Below are 23,529 nucleotides of genomic sequence, written 5' to 3' on the forward strand. Positions count from 1 at the left end.
CTGATGGACTCTTTCGCATTCGTCTCAGCACAGGACCCATTCTAACGAACGTCACATTCATTTCAAATGGCTTTCAGTGGAATTTGCTAGGGTAAACCCTCTATTGGCAGGGCTGAATTTAGTGCCCGACGTGGCGGGGTCGCCGCTGATCGTCCGTCCGGCGGGTGTGAATCGACAACCGGACCACCACGACTGAGCGAAACCAACGGAGACGGGTTGATGCGAGCGATCCAGATTCATTAATACGGCGGTCCCGAGATGCTGCGCCGTGTCGAACTCGACATACCGAAGCCGGGTTCCGGCGAGGTGCTGGTGCGTGTCGCCGCGGCGGGCGTCAACTTCATGGACGTCCACACGCGGCAAGGCAAGTACCGCGATTCGCGCACCCATCCTGTCAGGGTTCCCTGCACGCTGGGCATGGAAGGCGCGGGCGAGGTCATCGAAACCGGGACAGCTGTGACGTCGCTTTGCGCGGGCGATCGCGTGGCATGGTGCATATCGTGGGGCGCATACGCCGACTTTGCGATCGTGCCCGCCGCGCGGCTCGCGCGACTGCCCGACGATATCCGCTACGACATTGCGGCTGCGTCGATCTTTCAGGGTTCGACGGCGCACTATCTGATCAAAGACGTGGCGAAGCTCGAAGCGGGCATGACCTGTCTCGTGCATGCGGCCTCAGGAGGCATCGGACAGTTGCTCGTGCAGCTTGCGAGACGTCGCGGCGCGGAAGTGTTCGCGACGACGAGTACGCCGCAAAAGGCTGCTATCGCGCGAGAGCGCGGCGCGGATCATGTGATGCTCTATAAAAACGGCGCCTTCGCTGATCGGATTCGCGAGTTGACCCACGGGAGGAGCGTCGATGTGGTGTTCGATGCGGTCGGCAAGACCACCTTGCGCGATAGCTGTCGCGCCGCACGCGTGCGCGGCCTGATCATCAACTATGGTTCGGTCACGGGGCCGATGCGCGACCTCGGTCCCTACGAACTTGGTGAGGCGGGCTCGCTGTTTCTCACGCGTCCGCGGCTGGCTGAAAGCAGACGCGTAGAGCGCTGCCGGGCGCTGAAGCGTCGGGTTGAGCTCGGCAAGTGGTATTCATGATACGTTAGCTGACACAGACAGCGACGGAGACCGCAGATGCTGATTCATCTCACGAACTGTGCCCCGCGATCGACCGCCCGGTTTGTGATTGCCTTGATGATCTGCGCCAGCGCTTGCGCGATGAGCACGGGCAACCTTGGCCTCGCGCAGGCGCAAGCACAGCGGCCGTCGTCGTTCGAAAGCTTCGTCGTGCCGGCCGGCAGCGCACCGCATGACGTCGCACCGGCGCATGACGGCACCGTGTGGTACACCGCCCAGGCGCGGGGAGCGCTCGGGCGGCTGGACCCGCGCAGCGGCAAAATCGACACGATCGCGCTCGGCACCGGTTCGGCGCCACATGGCGTGATCGTCGGTCCCGATGGTGCGGCGTGGGTCACTGACGGCGGCCAGAATGCAATCGTGCGCATCGATCCGAAGACGCTCGCCGTCACGCGTTTTCCGCTGCCCAAGGACCGGTCAGACGCCAATCTGAATACTGCCGTGTTCGATAAACAGGGGCATCTGTGGTTTACCGGGCAACGTGGTGTCTACGGCGAGCTCGATCCGCAAAGCGGACGCATGCGCGTCTTCGATGCTCCACGCGGCGCGGGGCCCTACGGTATCTGCGTGACGCGCACTGGGGATCTGTATTTCGCTTCGCTGGCGGGAAGCTACCTCGGTCGCATCGACCGGACGACGGGCGCGGCACAGATCATCGAGCCGCCAACGGCGAATCAGGGCGCGCGCCGCGTCTGGGCCGATTCGAGCGGGCGCGTCTGGATCAGCGAGTGGAACGCCGGCAAAGTCGGCGTGTTCGATCCTGCGACGGATCAATGGCGCGAATGGCGGCTGCCCGGCAACGGTCCGCACGCGTACGCAATATTCGTCGACGACGAGGACATCGTCTGGCTCAGTGAATGGAGCGCTAATGCGCTCGTGCGCTTCGATCCGCGTACCGAGCGGTTCGACGTCTTGCCACTGCCGCGTGACCACGCGAACGTGCGTCAGATGATGGGCCGTCCAGGCGAGGTCTGGCTGTCCGAATCCGCGACCGATCATCTGCTGCTTTACCGGTCCCGTGCAGCCGGTGCGGGTCGGCAGTGACGCCACACTTCCCCGAGAACGGAATTGCGCAGTCCGCCGCGCCCCACGTGCGCGGGCCCGCTACCAAAATGGCTAGAGCAGTTGGAGGGTTCGCGGATCGGCCTCGCCGCCGAAATATTTGCGCAAAGCTTCGACAAATACATCGTTGTCGTTCGTGGCGCGCGCGAACAGGGTCACCGACGAGCGAAACTTGAGGTGATCCGGATAGCCGAAAATTTCTTCGATGGAGCGGTCGCTGACGAGGTTGACCAGTTGCGTGGTTTCGCGCAGCCGTGCGCCAAGTATCGGGTGGCGCACGTACGCTTGCGCTTCGGCCAGCGACGAAAGCGCGAATCGCTGAGCCATTGCGCTGGTGCCGAGCCCCTCGATTTGAGGAAACACGAACCACATCCAGTGGCTTCGCTTACGTCCATGCTTCAGTTCATCGCATACCTGGGCGTAGACCGGGTCCTGTGCATCGAGGAAGCGTTGAAGGTCGTAGGGATCGTCCATTTCGTACTCCGCTCCAAACGTGGAAACCTATCGTTGAATCACGATTCTCGCGCGCATGATCGTACAGGTCTACGATCGGTCTTCGCCCCGTACCGGCAATGGAAGAGACTTGAGTAGTCTCACGAGCCTTGCTCGCTGCAACGGAGTCAGCCCTCGCGTAGCGCTCAGTTGCTGAACCCGCGCGCGCCAGTAGACGCCGGTGAACAGGGATTCCGCGGCGCCCGCCGACAGGACCCGTTCGAGATGGGAAATCGCATCCTCGGCAGTCTGGGGCGAATAGGGGCTCGCTCTGTCTCCAGACGGTTTTCTGCTTGTAGTTTTCATCCACTTCTCTCAATGTGGTGACCGACTGAATCCGGTCTGTTCGTCAGGCGTCAGGTGAGCCTGCTTCTTTCAGGCAATACATATGCGCTGGTGGATATCCATGTACGGCGTGCAATCACTTTCGTGCGCGCGTTTGATGCCACGAGTCGTGACGATTCAGTTCCCGCAGCATTCGTGCCCGCATTCGCTCGCGGCGATAGTGGCTAACGACCATGAACATTGCGATACCAAGGGCAGTGCCTCCGATCACCAGTCCCATCCAGGTTTCACTCATCACACGTTCCTCTCTGGAAAGCATAGGTGTGTTGCGTCAGCGGTTCGGGCCGGTTCGTGCGGTGTCTCTGCACGAACCGGCTGGCGCGGGCGTCGCGCGACTGTTACTGCATGTGCTGGCCGCCGTTGATCGCAACATTGGCGCCGGTCACGAAGCTGGCGTCGTCGGAGCAGAGGTAAAGCACGAGCGCCGCCACTTCCTCGGGCTTGCCCAGACGCCCCACAGGAACGTGCGGCAGGATCTTCGTATCGAGGATCTCCTGAGGGATCGCCGTGACCATCTTGGTGGCCAGGTATCCCGGCGAAACCGTGTTGACGGTAACGCCCTTACGCGCTACTTCCAGCGCCAGCGATTTCGTGAAGCCGTGCATGCCGGCCTTGGCAGCTGCGTAGTTCGTTTGGCCAATCGAGCCTTTCGAGCCGTTGACGGACGAAACGTTGACGATGCGTCCCCAACCCCGCGCGACCATCTCCTCGCACAGCGGCTTCGTCATGTTGAACACCGAGTCCAGGTTGGTGCGGATGACTGCGTCCCAGTTGACCTTGTTCATCTTCCGGAGCGTCATTTCCTCGGTGATTCCGGCGTTGTTCACCAGAATGTCGACCGGGCCGACTTCAAACTGAATTTTGGCTGCGCAGTGCTGGCATGAATCGTAGTCGGCCACATCGACCGGATACGCGCGAAAGTTCCTGCCTTTAGCCTCCATGTTCGCGAGCCATGCCGCTGCGCCGGTGTTGTTCGGCGAGTACGTGACTACCACCGCATAACCTGCATCGTGCAGTTTCGTACTGATCGCTTCTCCCAGACCGCCCATACCGCCAGTCACCACAGCAATTCGTTTCGTCATTCTTTCCGTCCGTGATCGTCATATCTGCGAGGAACGTGAATAACCCAATAGCCGTCTCGCACAACGCGCCATTGCTTTGGCACAACGTATTGCCGCGACCTGAATTGCGTCAGGTCGTCCGGCGAAAATGAATCGGTCCTCTGTCTCTGTCGCGGACAAAATGGCACGGCCTGCCTCGCGGGTTCCGCACGCATTCGTCTGCTGACCAGGGGGCGAGCACTCCGCTTCTGATGACGTCATTGGCAGGACTAATTAATCAGATGAAAGCGCGAAAGGGATTCGACATAGACCTGATTGCACGAGAAGACGCGCCTCGCGTACGCTTACCTTGCTCCTCATGTTACCGGTAACAATTGAAGGTACAGAGAAGCCGTCTGTTGTCCTTCGATTGCGATAGGCGCACCGTGTCGGCTAGGTCTGGCAACGGCCGTAAGTTCGACCGACGAGGCGATAGTAGTAGAAAAACTACATCTTTGCAACGAAAGAAATGTAGTTTTTGTACATTGTTGGCCTACTGACTATTGCCCACGCATTCGTGAAGTCAGTGCGAACGATCGTTCGCGCGTCCGGTCGTCCGATCACAAAAGCGGATGGGCCAGGGAAAGCGACTCTGTTTCGACGGGTTCGATGGCAACGCCGCGAGCGAGCGGGCGTCGGGGCGAAATGAAGGCGTTCGAAGCGGCTACGACGGATCTCGCTTGCTGGCCGCTTCGAAGAGGACGAGTTCTTCAACCCGGCTTGCCATCGACGGGCGAGGACAAGCCACGCTCCGTATCGGCAATAGAGAACCAGCGCGGCCGCCCAGCATAGACCGGATGCGTATATCCAGGCCATCGTGAACTGCGGCGCGAGCCAGGGGCCGAGCATCCGAATCAAGGTCGCCAGAATGAACAGACCGTAGCAGGCGACCTCGACCTTACCGGCCACGAGTTCGCGTCCGGTGTGTCCGCGTGCGGTCCGCGTGATCATCGCGATGATCGCGGTTCCAATGACTCCCACCGTGAAGGTATGAATCGCGAGCGCCCACAGAGCGATGCGGGGTGGTGTGTCGACTTGACCTGATGCGATCCTGACGGTCCGCTTCATGACTGCTCCAAACGGCGACTAGATGCCTTTTCGCCACATGCGACGAATGTTCGCGCCAGCGGAGCCATCTGGCCGCCCGATGGCGCTCTCCAGACGAAGCCTCACTAACAGCATCGTCAGGTGCGGTGGAGCCCATCGGCCTGGTTGTCATGGAAAAGTGCCAATTTCCGATCGAACATTGATTCGCCCCGTCATTAGCGATACCTTTACATCTATCCTGGTCGTCGGGCGCTGGTCAACGAAGGGAGAACCGTTTCGTGAAGAGAGCGTCAGCTTTCTCCTGCATCGTCGCGTTGAGCGTGATCTTCGGCGGATGCGGCAAGCAGGGACCGCAAAACGCTACTGAGGCATCGGGCGCATCTGCGAGCTCGGCGCCGGTTCAACCTGCACAGAGCGCGAGCGAAGCGGCCGCCGCCTCGGGCGCGCAAGGCACGGTGGCGCTGGTCACTGTTACCAAAGCGCAGTTGCCGGCGGAGGCTGCCGAAACGCTGCGCCTGATCAAAGCAGGCGGCCCCTTCCCGTTCAGCGACGACGGCGTCCTGTTTCGTAACACCGCGGGCTTGCTGCCGAAACATCCGCGCGGCTACTACCACACCTATACGGTTCGCACACCTGGCGCGACGGATCGCGGGCAACGCCGGATAGTCTGTGGCGGGCCGCGCAAGCAGATCGGCGAGTGCTATTACACCGACGATTACTACGCCAGCTTTAAGCGCATTGCAGAATAAAGACGGAATCAACTGCACGAGCGCTGCACGCCTGACGACCGTATCAATCCCGCGCTCCTGACCATGCGCTAGCGATCAATGCCGATTGCGCCGGCGATGATGGCGTCGTCGCGTTTGAGCAATGGATAACTCGATGGCCGCCGCGACCTCATCCCATTGACGCTGACCGAAGTTGTCCCATGGGTCTGCGTTGACAACGATCCTTATCTCCCAGCAGACGATCTCAAGCGGTTTTCAGACGGCGCGATCCGTCAATCAGAAAAGCTGAAGGCAGCCATCAGAACTATGAGATTTTCCTGCCGTCGGGCATCTGCGATAGTGGTTCTCAACCGCTGTGTTGGATTACCGTACCGCGCGTCGTCGACCAGGGAGAATCTTCATGCATCGTTTTGTGATCGTGGGAGGAGGGGCGGGTGGCATTGAACTCGCAACGAGGCTAGGCGATCGTTATGGCGGTCGACGAAGAGGCGGGGCGCAACGTGCGTCCGTTACGTTGATCGACCGCAACCCGACGCATATCTGGAAGCCCCTACTGCACGAGGTCGCAGCGGGAAGTCTCGATCCATTCGCACAGGAACTGGCGTATGCCGCGCAAGCACAGTGGCACGGCTTCCAGTTCATCCAGGGCGAACTCGTCGGACTGGATCGTGGCTCTAGACACGTCCTGCTTTCGCCACTCCTCGACGACGACGGAACTGAACTGATTCCGCCGCGCCGAATCGAGTACGACTCGTTGATTCTGGCCATCGGTAGTACAACGCACTACTTCGGCGTGCCGGGCGCGGCGGAGAACTCGCTCGCGCTTGACAACGTCGCTCAAGCGGAACGCTTCAGAAAGCGCCTGATTGCAGCTTGCATTCGCGCCGAACAAACACAAAACGCAGGTGAGCGGGATGCTGGCGGAGTGCCTGGCGAACGCGCGCCTCGTGTTCAGGTCGCGATCGTTGGTGGTGGCGCTACGGGCGTGGAATTGTCCGCGGAATTGCGCAATACCGCGAAGGTACTGTCATCGTACGGCTTGCATCGGCTCGACCCCACACACGACGTCGGGATCGTGCTGATTGAAGCAGGGCCGCGGATTCTGCCAGCGTTGAAAGAACGCGTGTCTGCCGCGGCTGCAAGATTGCTGGGCAAACTCAGTGTCAAGTTGATGGTCGACGAGCGGGTCGCGGAGGTCACGCCCGGATTTATCCGCACGAAAAACGGCAAGACGATTCGTGCGGATCTCACTGTGTGGGCCGCCGGTATCAAGGCGCCCACAGTGCTTTCAACTCTCGATGGTCTGACAGTCAATCATCTGGGGCAACTCAGTGTGCGTCGCACGCTTCAAACCGAGCTGGACGACCATGTCTTTGCATTCGGCGATTGCGCGGCGTGTCCGTGGTTGGGCTTCGAGCGCAATGTGCCACCGCGCGCCCAGGCGGCTCATCAGCAGGCATCGTTTTTAGTCAAGGCACTCGGGCGACGCATCGAGGGACGAAAGCTTCCGGAGTTCGCGTATCGCGATCTCGGCTCGCTAGTGTCGCTCGGGCATGCAAATGCAGTGGGGAGTCTGATGGGAGGCCTTATCGGCGGCAGCATGCTCGTGGACGGACTGCTTGCCCGCTTCATGTACCTGTCGCTGTATCGGATGCACGTTGCGGCGCTGCATGGCTATGCACGCATGATCGTCAATACCCTCGCGCATCGGCTCCGTCGAAGCACGGCGCCGCACGTCAAACTGCACTGAGCAACAGTTCGTTGTAAATGGCCGAAGGGTCTGGCCGTGACGAATAAATCAACCGATTCCAAACACCAGCAAGACGGAGAAAGACCATGAACAGCTTCGACCAATCGCCTTTCAGCGTCGACTCGAGCAGTGGCGCCACGCGCGCTCGAAACGGCAAGGATGGCTCTGAAAATCGATCGCGCTCCGTGTACCGATCGTTTCTTGCATCGACGGTATCGACGATCGCCTCGAATGTGCCTGAGAGGCCAGATGTGTCGTCTGCCGCTGTTCTTGGCTACAACTGACACGCTTCGGGCCATGAAACGGCCAACTCACCGATTGAGCCGGAGCTCACGGCTATTCTCGTCAGGAATTGGCCTTATGAAGAATCTGCGCATTATCACTCCCCGATCTTGCAACTACGATCTGGCTTTCATCCATTACCAGACAGAAGATCTCCATGCCTCTCTCTCGCAGGCAAAATCGCCGTCAATAGTCGAGGTCATCGAGATTCGCGGAGTCAGCCTGGTTTGCGGTGGCGTTGAGTCGAGGAGTCGATATGAATCAGCCAACGCCTGGTCGGCTCCAAAAGGTGTTCGTTTGAATCAGCCTCGTTGATAACGGGGCGGCGACCAAACTATCCGATGCATCGACGAACGCGGCTTCAGGCTTATCGCCAGGTCGGAATGACGGATGCGGCGAGCAGCACGCCCATCACGAGATTGAGAAGGCGCCAGTGGCGTGGCGTCCGAAACAGCCGCGCGAGTAGCACGCCGAGCGCGCACCATAGCGCGAGCGAAGCGCAGGCAGCCACCCCGAACGCTCCTCCGAGCAGCATCGCGAGGCGGTTCGGGTTGTTTGCGAGCAGCGCGAACGACGCCGCCGCGCCGACTGTCATCGCCCACCCTTTCGGATTGAGCCAGAGCAGCAGGAAACCGTTGACGAGCGTAATCGGACGCGCGGGGCCGTTGCCCGCGTTTGGCGGCCCGCTGCGCGCGATGCGCCAGGCGAGCCATAGCAGATAGGCGGAGCCGAGCGCTTTCACCGCCGTTTGCAGCGACGGCAGCGCCAGAAGCAGACCGCCCAGCCCGAGCGCGGCGAGCGCAGCGAGCAACGCAAGGCCCAGAGCGATGCCGAGCATCAGCGGTATCGAGCGTACGAAACCGAAACGTGCGCCCGAGGCGGTGGCGAGCGTGGTCGCGCCACCGGGCGTCGCGGTGGCGACGGCGACGAAGAGCAGAAGCGGGAGTATCGAGGTCATCGGTGCAGATTCGAAATCAGGGAATTTGCACTGTACGGATCGTCAAAGCATCGCAAAAGCTAATAATATTGATGCGGTACATTACGCGACATAATGCATAGATGAGCCGAAATCTCGACCTCGATCTGATCCGCACCTTCGTTGCCGTCGCCGATAGCGGCAGCATGACGGTCGCTGCGAATTTGCTGCACATGACGCAAGGCGCGGTGAGCCAGCAGGTAAAGCGCCTCGAAGATGTGCTGGATTGCCTTCTGTTCGTTCGCAAGACGCGCCGGCTGGAACTGTCGCGCCAAGGCGAGCAGTTTCTCGTGAAGGCGCGCAAGCTGCTTCAGTTGAACGATGAAATCTGGGCCGACATGACCGCGCAGCCGTTGCGCGGCGCCTTGCGTGTGGGCGTGCCTCCCGATCTCGTAACGCGGCTCGCGCCCGCGATGAAGGCATTCGCCGACGCGCATCCGCACGTCGAAATAACCTTGATGTGCGCGGCGTCGCCAGAACTGAGCGAGGCGGTGAATAGCGGTCGCGTGGACGTGTCCTTGGTCGAATATGTCGCGAGCGAAGCCGAAGGTGAAGTGGTCTGCATCGAGCCGTTGGTGTGGGTCAAGGGGCGCGGCAGTGAGGTGTGGCAGAAGCGGCCGTTGCCGCTGTCGATGGTAGACGAGCGTTGCGCTTTCCGTTCGGTGGTGCTCGGTGCGCTCGCGCACGAGGGCATCGCGTGGCGAACGGTGTTCGAGAGCGGAAACATCGAGGCGACCGCCGCAACGGTGCGCGCGGGCCTCGCGGTCACGAGTTGGCTCGCCTCCACGGTGCCGGCCGATCTGGAGACGCTCACGCCTCGCGCAAGCGGCTTGCCTGCACTGCCTCCCTTCGCGATATGTCTGCGCTTGCCCGCGACGGTTCAGCCAGCGGCGCAGGAATTCGCGCGCCATGTACGCGAGTCGATGTCGAGCGACGCAAGCACGCGCCGCGCGCCGCTAGTGAACATCGCGTGACGTACTGCGTTTGAAGTGCGTTCTGGAGCGTTCCTACAAGCGCTGCGGCAGCGCCGCCGCGAAAAAATCAGTGACCCGGCGCACGCGCGCAGGCACGAAACGCCGCCGCGGCCAGATGATGCTCACATCACGGGCGTCCCGAATGAAATCGTCGAGCACGGTCACGATGTCCGGATGCTTGAGTTCGTCGGCAAGCGAGAGCTTCGCGAAGAGGCCGATTCCCACGCCCCCGAGCACGGCCGATCGGATCGTCTCGACGCTATTCGACGACAGGTTGCCTCGCACCGGCACGCTGAACCGGCCTCGTGGCCCATGAAAAGGCCAGTTCGCCGATTCCAGCAGACCACCGTAGAGCAGGCAATTGTGATTGGCGAGTTCCGCAGGTTCCCTCGGTACTCCGTGTTGCTCGAAATAGCGACGCGATCCGACACAGACCAGCGGCGTGCTGGCAATTCGCTTCACGACAGAATCCGGATCGTTGACGGAGCCCACTCGAATCGCGAGATCGATTCGATCCTCCACCATATCGCGCACGAAATCCGACAACACAAGATCGACCCGAAGACCGGGATGGCGCGACAGCAGCTCGGGAATCAGCGGAAGAACGTGCAGGCGGCCGAATGTAGAAGCGCAGGCGATCCGCACAAGGCCCGAGACATCCAGCGTGCTGCTGGTCAGTTCGCTGTCGGCTACCTCGATCTCGTCGAGCAACGGCTTGGTCCGCTCGTAGTATTTCTGCCCTTGATCGGTCAAGGTCACGCTGCGTGTGCTGCGGTTGAATAGCAGTACCCCGAGGCGCTTTTCCAGCGCGCCGATCGACTTGCTGATAGAGGACTGTGACTCGCCGGTTCTGCGCGCCGCGGCGGAAAAGCCGCCCGCTTCGACAACGGCGAAGAAGGCGTTCAATTCGTGAAACCGATCCATTGCATTCCTCTCGTGGGACCTATTCTTTCGGTGAATGGATCTTATGATAAATCCGCCGATTATCATTCGTGGGGGCCGCAATTACGATGGGACTTCCATTCAACATCGGACGGAAGCTTCAATGAATACTCTCGCAGGCAAGATCGCCGTGATTAGCGGCGGAACGACCGGTATCGGCTTGGCGATCGCCCAGCGGTTCGTCGCCGAAGGCGCTCACGTCTTTATCTTCGGCCGTCGGCAAGGCCAGCTCGACGAGGCCGTCAAACTGATCGGACGCAACGTTACCGCGATTCAGGCCGACGCCGCGAATCTCGATGACCTCGATCGTGTTGTTGCGGTTGTCAGGGAAGAAAAGGGTGTCGTCGATATCATCGTGTCGAACGCGGGCTTTACCGAGCAGGCTTCGATCGACACCATCACGCCTGAGCATTTCGACAAGGCATTCAACCTGATGGCGCGCGGCCCGGTCTTTCTGGTGCAGAAGCTGCTGCCGATGATGACGGGTGGTGGGTCGATCATTCTGGTTTCGTCGGCCATGCACGTGATGGGCATCCCAGGACACACCGCCTACGCGGCGACGAAGGCCGCGTTGCGTTCCTATGCCCGCACGTGGGCTGCCGAATTCAAGGATCGCGGCATTCGCGTCAACATGCTGAGCCCTGGTGTCACCGACACCCCGATACTCGATTCCCAGTCGGCGACACGCGAGGATCTGGTGAGCATGTACAAGAGCATGGTTCCGATCGGCCGACTCGCCCGCGCCGAGGAGATGGCCAGCGCGGCGCTCTTTCTCGCCTCAGAACAGAGTTCCTATATGACGGGTGCCGATTTGATGAATGACGGTGGCATCGGCCAGGTGTGACGGTCGAAAAAGCCGCGGCGATGTTTGCCCGGCGTGTGCTATCTGACGCGCGCGTGGTACCACTCGACAGCGTCCTCGCCGGCGGGGATGTTGAACGGGCTCGATGAATCGGTCGCGGCGAGCCAAACCGCTTCGGCGACATCCGATGCATGCGTGACGGCCGTTTCTTTCTCCCACCTAGCGAAAACCTGCTGCGCGAGCGCGTCGTACGGCTCGGGAAATCCGTCTTTCATGCGTGCCCGCGCGTTTTCGCCGAAGCGGGTGGAAGGCGCGCGTCCCGGCAACACGACACGCACGCGCACATTGAACTGCTCCAGTTCGAGTGCGAGCGATTCGCTGAACGCGTTGACCGCGGACTTGCTCGCGGTGTAGACCGACAGCAGATGCAGCGGTCTGCACGTGACGGTCGACGTCACATTGACGATCACCCCTTCGCGGCGCTCGCGCAACTGCGGCAATACGGCCTGCGCCATCGCGATGGTGCCGAGCGTATTGGTCTCGAAGATATCGCGCGCGGTGTCCATCGGCGTTCCTTCGAGCGCATTCAGAAAGCCGATACCCGCATTGTTGACGAGCACATCGATCCGCCCGGCCGCATCGATGACCGCGCGAATGCTTTGCGGGTCCTTCACATCGAGGGCGAGAATCGAAAGACGATCGGAGCGCGGCAACACGTCTTCACGTGGCGTGCGCATCGTCGCGATCACGCGCCAGTCGCGATCCAGAAAATAACGCGCGATTTCGAGGCCAAAGCCGGACGAGCAACCGGTAATCAAGACGGTCTTCATGTCGAATCCTGTGGTTGGTGACAGTCCCGACACAATAAGTCCTGACAGCGAGGACTCGCTACAATCGAGCGTCCAGGTTTCATTCGAAATCGTCCGATCATGATCGACCCGCTCGCCGAAATCGTCACACTGCTCAAGCCGACACCCACGTTCTCGAAAGTGCTCAGCGGCGCCGGGCGCTGGCGCGCGAGCCGCACGGAAGTCGGCCAGCCGTTCTACTGCGTGGTGCTCGAAGGATCGCTGCGTCTATCCGTCAATGGTTGCGAGCCGCTGATTCTGCAGGCCGATGACTTCGTGCTCGTGCCCGAGGTGTTCAGCTTCACGATGACGAGCAGCGATCCGCCCGACGATGACGACGTCTCCAATAGCGCGCCCGCGGCGCTGCCCGACGGCAGTTTTCGTTTCGGCGATGCATCGGTCGCGCCAGAAGCCCAATGGCTTGCGGGCCTCTGCGCGTTCGGTTCGCCGGACGCGGCCTTGCTTGTCTCGCTGTTGCCCAAGCTCGTGCAGGTGCGCGGTGAACGCCGGCTCGCGACACTCGTCAAGCTCGTGAGGGAAGAGTCGCGCGCGCAGCGGCCCGCGCGCGAGGTCGTGCTGGCGCGGCTGCTCGAGGTGCTGTTCATCGAAGCGTTGCGAGCCACGGGAACCGGGGCATCGCCCGGACTCGTCCGCGGCCTCGCCGACCCCCGTCTCGCGCTCGCGATCCGTCATATGCACGAAAGCCCGCATCAGCCCTGGACGATCGCGCAACTGGCAAAAGCCGCCGCGCTTTCACGGTCCGCTTTCTTCGATCGATTCAGCCGCGCGGTCGGCGTCGCACCGATGGAGTATCTGTTGTCGTGGCGCATGGCTATCGCCAAGAATCTGCTGCGCTCGAACGAAGTCAGCATCGCGGCGGTCGCGGAACGTGTCGGCTACAGCTCGGCAAGCGCATTCAGCGTCGCGTTCACGCGTCATGTCGGACTGCCGCCGACGCAGTATGCTCGAGACGCGGCGAATGTCGTCGTCGCTCGATGAAGCTTCGTAGCGCAAGCGCCGTGTCTCGCCTCATGCAACCTGCGCATCGCCATCGTTAGCTGCCTCGCGCTCGAGCAGCGGATAAGCGAGCGCGCAGATGTGCGACTGAATCCGCACGAGATCGCGCAGCACGTCGAGATGCAATGAGCTCGACGCGATGCTGTCGGGCTTGCCCTCGCGCAGGCGGTCGAGATGAGCATCCCGCGCGGCGCGTTCAAGGCGCCGCAGCGCCTGTTTGTCCTCGAGCAGTTGCTCCGCGGTCTGCGTTCTTCCCGACACGAGCAGCGCCTGAGCCCGGTGAAAACTGTCGATCACCAACTGGTGCAGCGCGCGCAAGTCCTCGGCGCCTTCAGCGGAAAAGCTCACCTGTGCCTTGATCTTTTTCTGCGCCAGCTCCATCAGATTCTTGTCCACGATATCGCCGATATGTTCGAGGTTTATCACGGAGGTCATGATCGCCGAGGCCCAGCGCCGGTCTTCGTCGTCGAGCGACTCGCGCGTCACCTCGGTCACGTAGCTTTTGATCGCATCGTGCAGCATATCCACCGCATCGTCGCGCGCCGCGATCTCGTGCACCGCGCGCCGGTCGTTTGCGATCAGCACCGGCACGCTCGCGCACAGCATCGCTTCGACGATATCGCCCATCCGGATCAATTCGCGGGTCGCGCATGCGAGCGCCTGCGAGGGCACCCGCAGCGCGGCTTCGTCGAGGTAGCGCGGCGCGTCGCCGTTCTCGGCGGCGCCCGGCGCCGGCAGCAGCCGTTCGAGAAGGCGCGCGACAGGGGCGAGCAGCCCGATGAAGACCACGGCGATCGCCACGTTCACGCCCGTGTGGAAGTCGGCGATTGCACGGGCGGGGCTGCCGTAGACCTGCTGGAGCAACGTTGCGAGCGGCGCGCACGCGGCGAGCATCAGCAGGCACACGCCGCCGCGCAGCACGAGATTGCCGGCCGGCAGGCGCCGGCGGCTGCGGTCGGCGCCTTTCGCGGCCTCGAAATACGGGTTGAGCGCGCTGCCGATGTTCGCGCCGAGCACCATCGCGATCGCTGTGTCCATCGGCACGGTATGCAGGTTGGCGAGCGACATCACGAACAGTACGACCGGAATGCTCGAATGCGCGGCCCAAGTGAGCACGCACGCGAGCGCCGCATTCAGCACCGGCTCGCCTGCCAGCGCGCCGAGCACCGTGCGCAGGGCAGGGGCGGTCTCGGCGGGCTGCACGGTCGAGACGAGCAGCGTGAGCGCAAGCAGCATCAGGCCGAGCCCGATCGACGCGCGGCCGAGATCACGATTGCGCGAGCCTTTGCCCTTCTCGAAGAGCGTCATGCCAACCAGCAGACACACCGGCGAGATCCAGCTCAGATCGAGCGAGAACGCCTGCACGATCAGCGTCGAGCCGACGTTGGCGCCCAGCATGATCGCGAGCCCGGTAACAGGCCGCATCAAACCGCGTGCCGCGAACGACGACGCGATCATGCCGGTCGCCGTGCTGCTCTGCAGCGCGCCGGTGATCGCGAGCCCGGCGCAGAACGCGTTCAGCCGGTTGCCGAGACTCTTCGCCATGAAGCGCTTGAGCGACGCGCCGAATGCGCGCATCAGACCGGACTCGACCATATGAAGGCCCCACGTCAGCAGCGCGACGCCACCCGCGAGATGAAGCACGATCATTATCATCCGGCACCTCCCTTTATGTTTTTGTCGTGCGCATCTTTCAGGCCCGCTCAGCGCCCGCCGCGATTGCCTCCCCGAGTATGCGCGGCGCCTCCGGCATCTGCGCAGCTGTGACGGTGAGCGTCAGCTCGCGACTCTTTCCCTGAGGGTCAGCGACACCGTCATCCACGCACCATTGCACGGTTCGAGATGCGCGAGAGCCCCATCAACACCGCGAGCGTGCCGATACCGAGGATCATCGTGAGCGTCGCGGCGTCGAAGATCGCACCACGGTCCGACAGCGCGAAGATGCCCACCGGCAGTGTGACCCAGCCCGGCGGATAGATCATCAGCGTCGCACCGAGCTCGCCCATCGACAGCGCGAAGCTCAGGCTGAACGATGCGAGCAGGTACGGCGCGACGAGCGGCAGCGTCACGCGCGAGAGCTGGTAAAGCGGCCGGGCGCCGAGACTCTGGGCCACCTCGCCGTATTCGGGCGCGACCCGCGCAAGCCCGGCCGCCACGTTGCCGTAGGTGAACGCCGAGATCAGCAGGAAGTGCGCGATGAAGACGATCGTCGCCGTGCCGTTGAGCAACACCGGCGGCCGGCTGAACGCGACCAGCAACCCGAGCCCGATCGAAACCGACGGCACCGCGCTCGGCACGAAGAAGATCACGTCGAGCACGCGGCGCGGCAGGCCTTTGATGCGGCGCAGCGCGAGCGCGGCCCATGTGCCGCTGACGAGCGCCGCGACGCTCGCAACCACGCCGGTCAGTACGCTCACGCGAAGCTGGCTCGCCGAATCGGTATGCAGCACCCGCGCGTAGTGTTCGAGTGTCAGGTGGCTCGGCAGGATGCCGTTCCACTGTCCGCTGATGCTGGCGAGCGCGATCATCGCGACCGGCAGCCCGTAGACCGCGCAGAACAGCAACGCCGTGCCGCCCCACGTCAGCCATTTACCCCATTTAGCCCAGAGCAGCACGGCGACCTCCGCAAAGTGACACGACGCCCCGGTAGCAGGCATAAAGCCCGAGCGACAGCGCGATATTGACGACGGCGATCACACACGCGGTGGTGTAGTCGAATTCCTGGATCGCTTTGTCGTAGATCAGCAGCGGCAACGTGATCACGTCTTTCGCGCCGATGAAAAGCACGATGCCGAACTCGTTGACGGTCAACAGCAGACACAGGCTGCCGCCCGCCAGCAGCGCCGGCAACGCGGCGGGCAGGATGATCTGCCGGATGATGCGCAGCGGCCGCGCGCCGAGGCTGCCCGCCATCTCGATCTGCGCACTGTCGATCTGCGAGAAGCACGCGAGCAGCGGACGCATGATGAACGGCGTATAGACCGTGATCTCCGACAGCACGACACCCCATTGCGTGTACAGGAAGTTGAGCGGCGGCAGCGGCAGATGGAACATCTGCATCAGCGACTGGTTCAGCAGTCCGGCCGAGCCGTACACGAACGTGAACGCGAGCGCGACGAGGAAGGTGGGCAGCGCGATGAACGTATCGATGAGCCGGCCCACGAAACGCGCGCCCGGGAACGGCACGAACGCGATCACGAGCGAGAACACGAAGCCGAGCACGAGGCATCCCGCCGAGGCCGATACCGCGATCGCGATCGTGTGATAAAGCCCGCTCAGGAACTGGCGTGAGCGCAGCACGTGCTCGAAGTTCGCGAACGACAGCGCGTGCTGGTCGCCGCCCAACGCCTGCACGACGATCAGCCCGAACGGGTAGAAGAACAGCGCGGCGAGCACCGCGAGCGGCGGCGCGATCCACAGGCCGCCTGGCCCCGCGCCGGGCGCTCGCGCGGGGGCCGGCGGCGCGATGACGATATCAGCCATGACGTTCAGCCTCCGGTACGAGCGTGACATCCGCGGGATCGAAACGTACGCTGAGCGCCGCGCCCGGCTCCGGCGGCTCCGCGAGCGGCGCGCAGGTGAGCCGCAGCAGCTCGCCTTCGACGTCGAGCACGATGCTGTGCATTTCGCCGAGCCACTGCACGCTGACGACGGTCCCCGTCATCTGGTTCATGCGTTGCCCATCGGCGCCTGGCGTGCTGCCACCCGCAACGAACTGCAGATGATGCGGCCGCACGCACACGAAGCAGGCGGCGCCGGCCGCGAGTCCGTGATGGTTGCAGCCTTCGAGCAGCTGGCCATGAAAGCGCACGCGAGCACGCCCGTCGGCCATCGGTTCGAGCTGCTGCGCCGGCAGCACGTTCGCGCGGCCGAGGAACTCGGCGGCGAAGCGGTTCGGCGGATGACGATAGAGCCCTTGCGCGTCGCCGTAAGCGACCAGGTGGCCGTCGCGCATGATGCCGATGTGGTTCGCGAGTGTCAGCGCTTCGGTCTGATCGTGCGTCACGTATAGCACCGTGAGCGACGGCAGCGTGCGGTGCAGCTTCGCGAGTTCGTCGAGCATCGAGCGGCGGATCTGCGCGTCGAGCGCCGACAGCGGTTCGTCGAGCAGCAGCACCTGCGGACGGATCGCGAGCGCGCGGGCGATCGCCACGCGCTGCTGCTGGCCGCCCGACAGCTCGCGCGGATAGCGCTTCGCATACTTCGCCATGCCGACGAGCCCGAGGCACTCGGGCACCCGTTCGCGAATCACCTCGGCATCCGCGCCGCGGGCACGCAGCCCGAAGGCGACGTTGTCCTCGACGCGCATATGCGGAAACAGCGCGTAGTTCTGCACCACCATACCGATGTTGCGTGCGTACGGCGGCAGCCGGGTCACGTCGCGATCGCCGATGGTGATGCGCCCGGCGCTCGGCTGCACGAAGCCGGCGACGGCGCGCAATGCGGTCGTCTTGCCGGAGCCGGACGGGCCGATCAGCGCGACGATCTCGCCGGGCTTCACGGTCAGCGTCAGAGACTCCAGAATGGTCTGGCTGCCGTAAGCCACCGACACGCCTTCGAAACCGATACCGCTCGCTCCGTGCGCGATGACGGTCGGCGCAGCGGAGGCGCGCCGCTGCGGCCCCCGTTCCATGGTCATGGTGTTTGCCATTAGTCGCTCGTCGGTAGCTGGGTTAGTCGATGGAAATCGCCTGGTTGTAGGCGGCCACGTCGGGACGCAGCTCCTGGAGCACCTGGTTCCAATCGGGTTGCCAAATGTCGACGCCCTTCAGCAACGCGTTCAACGTCTGGAAGTTGCTGTCCGACGGATGCACATCCGTGCGCACCGGGAAGCCGTACGCGACCTTGCTGACCTCCTGCTGCGCCGGCGCGCTCAACAGGAAATCGATCAGCTTTTTGCCGTTGCCGGCATGCGGCGCGTTCGCCACGAGGCCGACGTAGTAGGGCAACGCAAAGGTCGTGCGGCGGCCGTCGGGACCGGCCGGGAAGAACATCGCGACGTTCGGGTTGTCGTGCATCTGCGCGAGGTTCATCTGCATATCGCCGTTGGCCACGAAGAGCTCGCCTTTGTTGACGAGCGCCGTGAGCTTGCCGGTCGATGCGGAAGGCCCGAGGTTGTTGGTCTGCAGCTTGCGCAAATAGTCGAAGCCGGCCGGCTTGCCACCGAACGCGTGGAAGGTCTGCAGCATCAGCGCGGTGCCGTCGCCGGCCTGGCCCGGCGTCGAGTACTGGATCTTCTGCTTGAACTGCGGCGCGAGCAGGTCTGCGTAGGTCTTGGGCGGGCTCTTCAGCACCGCCGAGTTGTAGATGAAGCTCGGGTAGTTGCCGACCATCGCGTAGTACAGGCCTTTCGGGTCCTTGTCGCGCGTCTCGATCTTGTCGGCGCCCGCCGGCGAATAGGACTGCAACAGGCCGTCAGCCGCGGCTTTCTGCATGAAGGGCGGCAGCGTCACGAGCACGTCCGCCTGGGTGTTCGACTTCTCCTTGCTCAGCCGGTCCACCACGCCGCTCGAGCCGGCCTCGATGTACTGCACCTTGATGCCGGTCGCCTTCGTGAAGGCTTCGAACTGATTGCCGAACCAGCTCGGCGAACCGTCGTGCAAACCATCCGCGGCATAGATGGTCACGACGTCGGACTGTGCGTAAATGGGGGGCGTTGCCATGGCGAGCGCGCAGGCGGCGAGAGCCATCAGACGAGTTTTCATATCCATCCTTCCTTGCGTTGAGTTCGGATGAGGTCAGCATTTCACTTGGTCGCGCGGCCGGTCACTCCCAGGGCATCGACCAGGTCCGCACATTCGAGTAGCTCTTCATTGCCTCGACCATGCCCTCCTTGTAACCATTGCCTGAATCCTTGATGCCGCCGAACGGCGACATCTCCGTGCGATAGCCGGGCACCTCCCAGACGTTCACGGTGCCGACTTCCAGCTCCCTGACGAAGCGCGTGATGTAGTCGAGCCGGTTCGTGCAGACGCCCGACGAAAGGCCATACGCGGTCGAGTTCGAAACCCGGATCACTTCCTCGATCGCATCGGGCACGCGGATGATCGGAATCACCGGGCCGAAAGTCTCTTCGCGCACGAGCTCACAGTCGTACGGCACGTGATCAACGACGGTCGGATGGAACAGCGCACCCTCGCGCGGCGCGCCATAAAGCACCCGGGCACCGTGGGCCTGCGCGTCTGCCACGCGTCGCTCGAACAGTTGCGCGGAGGCCTCGTTGATGACGGTGCCCACGTCGATGGACGGGTCCATCGGATCGCCGCACTTGAGCTTTTTCGCATGCACGAGCACGCGCTCGACGAACGCGTCGGCCACGCTTTGCACCACGAGAATCCGCTTGACCGCCGTGCAGCGCTGCCCCGAATTTTTCGTCGCACCGGTTACCGCGAGCTGCGCGGCCTTGTCGAGATCGGCGTCCTCCATCACGATCAGCGGATCGTTGCCGCCGAGTTCCAGCACCGTGCGGCGATAACCGGCGTGCTGCGCGATATATTTGCCGACCCGCACGGAGCCTGTGAACGTGACGAGATCACAGTGCGGATCGGTGATCATCGCATCGCCCATCGTGCGCGGATTGCCGGTGACGACACTCAGCATCTCGGGCGGCAGGCCCGCTTCATAGAGCACGTCGGCAAGCGCGAGCGCGGTGAGCGGCGTGAGCTCGGTGGGCTTCAGCACCACGCGGTTGTTGGTCGCGATCGCGGGCGCCAGCTTGTGGCTCACCATGTTCAGCGGATGATTGAAAGGCGTGATCGCCGAAATCACGCCGAGCAGCGGCAGCCGCGTCGTGAAAATCTTGCGGTTCTTGCCGTTCGGGCTGATATCGCAGGAATAGACCTCGCCGTCGTCCTTGATCGTGAGCTGCGCCGCGAACGACCACACGTCGTAGGCGCGGCTCGCCTCGTAAAGCCCATCTTTCCAGCACAGCCCCGACTCCGCGGTGATCAGGCGCGCGAAGTCTTCCTTGCGCTCGCTCAGGATCTCGGCCGTGCGCTGCAGGATGCGCTGACGCTCGAAGCGCGTGAGCCGCGGCTTGAATGCGTGCGCTTTTGCGAACGCCTGTTGCACGTGTTCGGGACGACCCGCGGGCACGGTGCCGACGACCTCGTTCGTGTACGGGTTGAAGACTTCGATCAGCTCGTCGGTGCTCGTGTGCTGGCCGGCGATGCGCATCGATTCCTGCCTGAAGGCGGGTTTGGTCATGACGTTCATCGAATACCTCGTTCAATGATCCGGTGGAGCCCGCAGGCCGCCGCGAGATGCGGGACGCGCGGGTTGTTGTGATCGACGCGTTATGCCGCGGCGGACTGCGATACGTGGTTCAGCGCGACATCGAAGATGTCGAAGTTGCGCAGCGCGCGGTCCGCCGGCCAGTCGGTCTTGCGGTTGACGATCAGCGGCACGTTCTCCTCCGTTAGCCCGCCATGCGAACGCAACGGCTCGGTCAGTCCCGACAGGTCGTGACGCGCGGCGCTGGTGCCGAATACCTTGGCGCGTGTGCCGACCACGACGACGTCGCCGATACGGTCGGGCGGCAGCTCGAAGCGTTCGCAGGCCTCGGCGCTTGTCAGCGCGAGCTGGATGCCTTCGGTCTGGCGCAGCCGTTCGAGCAGCGCCGCTGCTTCAGCCGCTGCGAGCCCCTCGGGCAGATAGACGGTGGCGAAAGAGCCGAGCGCCCCGTGATGCGCGACGTACGGATCGGTGATGGGCAGGATCACGCGCGAGCGGCCTTTGCCGGTCCATTCGTCGAACAGGTCTTGCAGGTACAGCACGTCGGGCGCGCCATCCGCGCGATGCTTGCCGTTCATGCCGTGATCGGCGGTGATCGCCAGCACGCAGCCTGCCGCATCGAGTGCGCCGACGTAGCGGTCGAACATCGCGTAGAACTCGTTGGCCTTGGGCGAGCCCGGCGCCGCCTTGTGCTGCACGTAGTCGGTCGTCGACAGGTACATCAGGTCGGGCCGGAACGTGTCGAGCAGCTTGACGCCTGCCGCGAACACGAACTCGGACAGGTCGGCCGAATACACATCCGGCAGCGGCTTGCCGACGTAGGCGAGCACGTCGCCGAGGCCGTTCTGGGCGCGGGTAGCCTCGTTGGCCTTTTCAGCCGAAAAGGCGATTGCGCGGCCGCTCGTGAAGTCGAGCCCCTTGCCGAGCAGCGTGCGCAGCTTGTCCTTCGCGGTGACGACGGCGACTTTCGCGCCGGCGTCGTGGAACGTGGCGAAGATCGTCGGCGCGCGCAGGAAGCGGGCGTCGTTCATCATCACTTCTTCGCCGCTCGCGCGGTCGTAGAAGTAGTTGCCCGCGATGCCGTGCACCTTCGGCGGACGGCCCGTCACGATCGACAGATTGTTCGGATTGGTGAAGCTCGGAATCACGCATTGGGCGATGCGGCTCGTGCCCGTGCGCAGCAGCTTCGCGAGATGCGGCGCGTGCCCGGCCTTCGCGGCTTCTTCTATATAGGCGGGCTCCGAACCGTCGAGGCAGATCACGACGACCGGCTCCGCCGGAAAGCGATAGTCGCGGCCATTGATGCTCAGCACGGTGTCTTGCAGCGTACTCATGATGTCCCCCTTCATGCCGTTTTCGCGACTGGCGCGTTCATACCCATTTCATCGAGCACCTCACTGATCGCACCGAGCGCCGCGCGCATCTCGCGCTCGCCGAGCCGGCCGATGCAGCCGATGCGAAACGAGTCCGCGACGGTCAGCTTGCCCGGATAGATCACATAGCCGCGCGCCTTCAGGCTGTCGTAGAAGCGCTGGAATTCGAAGCGCGGGTCCTCGGGCATATGGAAGGTCACGATGATCGGAGCCTGCAGCGCTTCAGCCAGCAGTGGCTTGAAGCCGAGCGCGCGCATGCCCTCGACGAGAATCCGGCAGTTGTTGCGATAACGCGCGCCGCGCCCCGCGACGCCGCCTTCGGCATCGAATTCCTCCAGCGCTTGATGGAACGCGACGATCACGTGCGTGGGCGGCGTGAAGCGGTACTGGCTGGTCTTTTCGAGGTTGGTCCACTGCTCGTGCAGATCGAGCACGAGCGTGGTCGCGTTGCCCTGCGTGCGGGAGAGCGCTTCACGTCGGCAGATCACGAAGCCGAGACCGGGCACGCCCTCGATGCACTTGTTCGACGACGCGGCGACCGCATCGATATGCATCGTCTGCACGTCGAGCGGCAACGCGCCGAACGCGCTCATCGAATCGACCAGATAGCCCTTGCCGTAGCGGGCCGCGAGCGCGCCGATCTGCGCAATCGGATTGAGAATGCCCGCGGTGGTCTCGCAGTGGACCGCGAACACATGCGTGATCGACGGCGAGGCGGCCAGCACCTTGTCGATCTCGGCGAGATCGGGCGGCGTGTCCTCGGCCGTTTCGTGCACGACGGCTTTGCGGCCGGCGATTTCGAGGATGCGCTTCGCGCGCTTGCCATACGCGCCGTTGATCAGCACCAGCACCTCGCCGCCGGGCGGCACGAAGGTGGTGAGCATCGCCTCGACGGCGAAGGTGCCTGAACCCTGCATCGGCACCGTCACCCAGTCGCGCGCGCCATTGGCGATCGCGGCAAGGCGCGCGAGCACCGAGCGATTGATCTCGATGAAGTTGGCGTCGCGCGAGCCCCAGTCGTGAACCATCGCGGCCTTGACGGTGCGTGACGTGGTCAGTGGTCCGGGGGTCAGCAACAGCGGATCGCCAGTTTCGGAACAAGCCGGCGATGCATACGTGGAACCGGTCATCGATGTCTCCTGGTGGGTCGATTTGGGTACTGCGCAGGGGCGTGAGACCCACTCTAGGAGCTGCAACAAAAACAGTCAAGATGCCAAAAAATGCCACATTCCAGTCGGACCCGCGAAACGCCGCCTGGAAGTTGGCGAAGTCCGTGATGGATATGGGAAAGCGGCCTCCGCTCGGGACAAACCCGCATCGGGAGGCCGGAGGGGGTGACCGGGGTTGATCAGTGCATCGCGCGGCCGGTTGCGGCACCGGTCAGAAGGCCAGTGGCCTGCCGTCAGCGCCGAAACCCACGC

Annotated in this window: 23 protein-coding genes; 9 read left to right on the forward strand and 14 right to left on the reverse strand. The window is 63.1% G+C overall.

All coding sequences use genetic code 11. The features are described from left to right. Window positions 1-258: 258 nt before the first annotated feature. Together AB3X95_RS37220 and AB3X95_RS37225 are read left to right on the forward strand one after the other, a co-directional pair. On the forward strand, window positions 259-1,098 hold the full coding sequence (locus AB3X95_RS37220; protein WP_368623875.1) for a quinone oxidoreductase: 840 nt from the start codon (window positions 259-261) through the stop codon (window positions 1,096-1,098). Between the two features lie 120 nt (window positions 1,099-1,218). Continuing rightward, window positions 1,219-2,181 carry a lyase gene (locus AB3X95_RS37225; protein ID WP_368623876.1) on the forward strand — a complete coding sequence of 321 codons (963 nt, stop codon included), beginning with the start codon at window positions 1,219-1,221 and terminating at the stop codon, window positions 2,179-2,181. Between the two features lie 72 nt (window positions 2,182-2,253). Here AB3X95_RS37225 and AB3X95_RS37230 read toward each other — a convergent pair whose 3' ends face one another. From AB3X95_RS37230 to AB3X95_RS37240, 3 genes are all read right to left on the reverse strand, one after another. After that, window positions 2,254-2,673: a DUF1810 domain-containing protein gene (locus AB3X95_RS37230; protein ID WP_176366773.1), complete on the reverse strand. Its 420-nt coding sequence runs from the start codon at window positions 2,671-2,673 to the stop codon at window positions 2,254-2,256. 701 nt (window positions 2,674-3,374) lie between these two features. Then, on the reverse strand, window positions 3,375-4,118 hold the full coding sequence (phbB, locus tag AB3X95_RS37235; protein WP_368623877.1) for an acetoacetyl-CoA reductase: 744 nt from the start codon (window positions 4,116-4,118) through the stop codon (window positions 3,375-3,377). Window positions 4,119-4,583: 465 nt separating this feature from the next. Further along, window positions 4,584-5,204 (reverse strand): NnrS family protein, encoded by a 621-nt coding sequence (locus AB3X95_RS37240; protein WP_368623878.1) that lies wholly within the window; start codon window positions 5,202-5,204, stop codon window positions 4,584-4,586. A gap of 257 nt (window positions 5,205-5,461) precedes the next feature. Here AB3X95_RS37240 and AB3X95_RS37245 point away from each other — a divergent pair, with 257 nt between their 5' ends. From AB3X95_RS37245 to AB3X95_RS37260, 4 genes are all read left to right on the forward strand, one after another. Next, window positions 5,462-5,932, forward strand: coding sequence for a ribonuclease (locus tag AB3X95_RS37245; protein WP_176111827.1), 471 nt, complete (start codon window positions 5,462-5,464; stop codon window positions 5,930-5,932). A 379-nt stretch (window positions 5,933-6,311) separates the two neighbouring features. Further along, the gene (locus tag AB3X95_RS37250; protein WP_368597624.1) at window positions 6,312-7,661 is read left to right on the forward strand and encodes an NAD(P)/FAD-dependent oxidoreductase; all 1,350 of its coding nucleotides are present in this window, start codon (window positions 6,312-6,314) and stop codon (window positions 7,659-7,661) included. Between the two features lie 86 nt (window positions 7,662-7,747). Then, window positions 7,748-7,945: a hypothetical protein gene (locus AB3X95_RS37255; RefSeq protein ID WP_176111829.1), complete on the forward strand. Its 198-nt coding sequence runs from the start codon at window positions 7,748-7,750 to the stop codon at window positions 7,943-7,945. A 76-nt stretch (window positions 7,946-8,021) separates the two neighbouring features. Next, a complete protein-coding gene (locus AB3X95_RS37260; RefSeq protein WP_368623879.1) occupies window positions 8,022-8,258 on the forward strand; it encodes a hypothetical protein in 237 nt (78 codons plus the stop codon). A 52-nt stretch (window positions 8,259-8,310) separates the two neighbouring features. Here AB3X95_RS37260 and AB3X95_RS37265 read toward each other — a convergent pair whose 3' ends face one another. Continuing rightward, window positions 8,311-8,901 (reverse strand): LysE family translocator, encoded by a 591-nt coding sequence (locus AB3X95_RS37265; RefSeq protein WP_176366770.1) that lies wholly within the window; start codon window positions 8,899-8,901, stop codon window positions 8,311-8,313. A 101-nt stretch (window positions 8,902-9,002) separates the two neighbouring features. Here AB3X95_RS37265 and AB3X95_RS37270 point away from each other — a divergent pair, with 101 nt between their 5' ends. Beyond that, window positions 9,003-9,893: a LysR substrate-binding domain-containing protein gene (locus AB3X95_RS37270; RefSeq protein ID WP_368623880.1), complete on the forward strand. Its 891-nt coding sequence runs from the start codon at window positions 9,003-9,005 to the stop codon at window positions 9,891-9,893. Between the two features lie 33 nt (window positions 9,894-9,926). Here the strand turns inward: AB3X95_RS37270 and AB3X95_RS37275 are convergent, their stop codons facing one another. Next, window positions 9,927-10,817 carry a LysR family transcriptional regulator gene (locus tag AB3X95_RS37275; protein WP_176123553.1) on the reverse strand — a complete coding sequence of 297 codons (891 nt, stop codon included), beginning with the start codon at window positions 10,815-10,817 and terminating at the stop codon, window positions 9,927-9,929. Window positions 10,818-10,938: 121 nt separating this feature from the next. Here AB3X95_RS37275 and AB3X95_RS37280 point away from each other — a divergent pair, with 121 nt between their 5' ends. After that, window positions 10,939-11,679 (forward strand): SDR family NAD(P)-dependent oxidoreductase, encoded by a 741-nt coding sequence (locus AB3X95_RS37280; protein WP_176123680.1) that lies wholly within the window; start codon window positions 10,939-10,941, stop codon window positions 11,677-11,679. A gap of 38 nt (window positions 11,680-11,717) precedes the next feature. On the opposite strand, the gene AB3X95_RS37285 is transcribed toward AB3X95_RS37280, so the two are convergent. After that, the gene (locus tag AB3X95_RS37285; protein ID WP_184227729.1) at window positions 11,718-12,467 is read right to left on the reverse strand and encodes an SDR family oxidoreductase; all 750 of its coding nucleotides are present in this window, start codon (window positions 12,465-12,467) and stop codon (window positions 11,718-11,720) included. Window positions 12,468-12,566: 99 nt separating this feature from the next. On the opposite strand from AB3X95_RS37285, the gene AB3X95_RS37290 reads away from it, so the two are divergent. Then, entirely contained in the window at window positions 12,567-13,484 is a 918-nt protein-coding gene (locus AB3X95_RS37290; protein WP_184227730.1) for an AraC family transcriptional regulator, read from the forward strand. A 30-nt stretch (window positions 13,485-13,514) separates the two neighbouring features. Here AB3X95_RS37290 and AB3X95_RS37295 read toward each other — a convergent pair whose 3' ends face one another. From AB3X95_RS37295 to AB3X95_RS37330, 8 genes are all read right to left on the reverse strand, one after another. Continuing rightward, the gene (locus AB3X95_RS37295) at window positions 13,515-15,158 is read right to left on the reverse strand and encodes a Na/Pi cotransporter family protein (protein ID WP_176123550.1); all 1,644 of its coding nucleotides are present in this window, start codon (window positions 15,156-15,158) and stop codon (window positions 13,515-13,517) included. Window positions 15,159-15,316: 158 nt separating this feature from the next. Further along, a complete protein-coding gene (locus AB3X95_RS37300; RefSeq protein WP_176123549.1) occupies window positions 15,317-16,117 on the reverse strand; it encodes an ABC transporter permease subunit in 801 nt (266 codons plus the stop codon). After that, the gene (locus AB3X95_RS37305) at window positions 16,101-16,985 is read right to left on the reverse strand and encodes a 2-aminoethylphosphonate ABC transporter permease subunit (RefSeq protein WP_368623881.1); all 885 of its coding nucleotides are present in this window, start codon (window positions 16,983-16,985) and stop codon (window positions 16,101-16,103) included. The genes AB3X95_RS37300 and AB3X95_RS37305 overlap by 17 nt, the downstream gene beginning before the upstream one ends. Continuing rightward, a complete protein-coding gene (locus AB3X95_RS37310) occupies window positions 16,978-18,153 on the reverse strand; it encodes an ABC transporter ATP-binding protein (protein ID WP_368623882.1) in 1,176 nt (391 codons plus the stop codon). Before AB3X95_RS37310 ends, AB3X95_RS37305 begins: the two co-directional genes overlap by 8 nt. Window positions 18,154-18,175: 22 nt before the next feature. Beyond that, the gene (locus AB3X95_RS37315) at window positions 18,176-19,207 is read right to left on the reverse strand and encodes a 2-aminoethylphosphonate ABC transporter substrate-binding protein (RefSeq protein WP_368623883.1); all 1,032 of its coding nucleotides are present in this window, start codon (window positions 19,205-19,207) and stop codon (window positions 18,176-18,178) included. A gap of 61 nt (window positions 19,208-19,268) precedes the next feature. Further along, window positions 19,269-20,717: a phosphonoacetaldehyde dehydrogenase gene (phnY, locus tag AB3X95_RS37320; RefSeq protein ID WP_368623884.1), complete on the reverse strand. Its 1,449-nt coding sequence runs from the start codon at window positions 20,715-20,717 to the stop codon at window positions 19,269-19,271. Between the two features lie 80 nt (window positions 20,718-20,797). Then, on the reverse strand, window positions 20,798-22,069 hold the full coding sequence (gene phnA / locus AB3X95_RS37325) for a phosphonoacetate hydrolase (RefSeq protein ID WP_184227734.1): 1,272 nt from the start codon (window positions 22,067-22,069) through the stop codon (window positions 20,798-20,800). Window positions 22,070-22,080: 11 nt separating this feature from the next. Then, complete coding sequence (locus AB3X95_RS37330; RefSeq protein ID WP_184227735.1) at window positions 22,081-23,238, reverse strand: 2-aminoethylphosphonate--pyruvate transaminase; 1,158 nt, start codon at window positions 23,236-23,238, stop codon at window positions 22,081-22,083. Between the last annotated feature and the right edge of the window lie 291 nt (window positions 23,239-23,529).

The organism is Paraburkholderia sp. BR13444 (assembly GCF_040948755.1).
GTDB classification, from domain to species: domain Bacteria; phylum Pseudomonadota; class Gammaproteobacteria; order Burkholderiales; family Burkholderiaceae; genus Paraburkholderia; species Paraburkholderia youngii.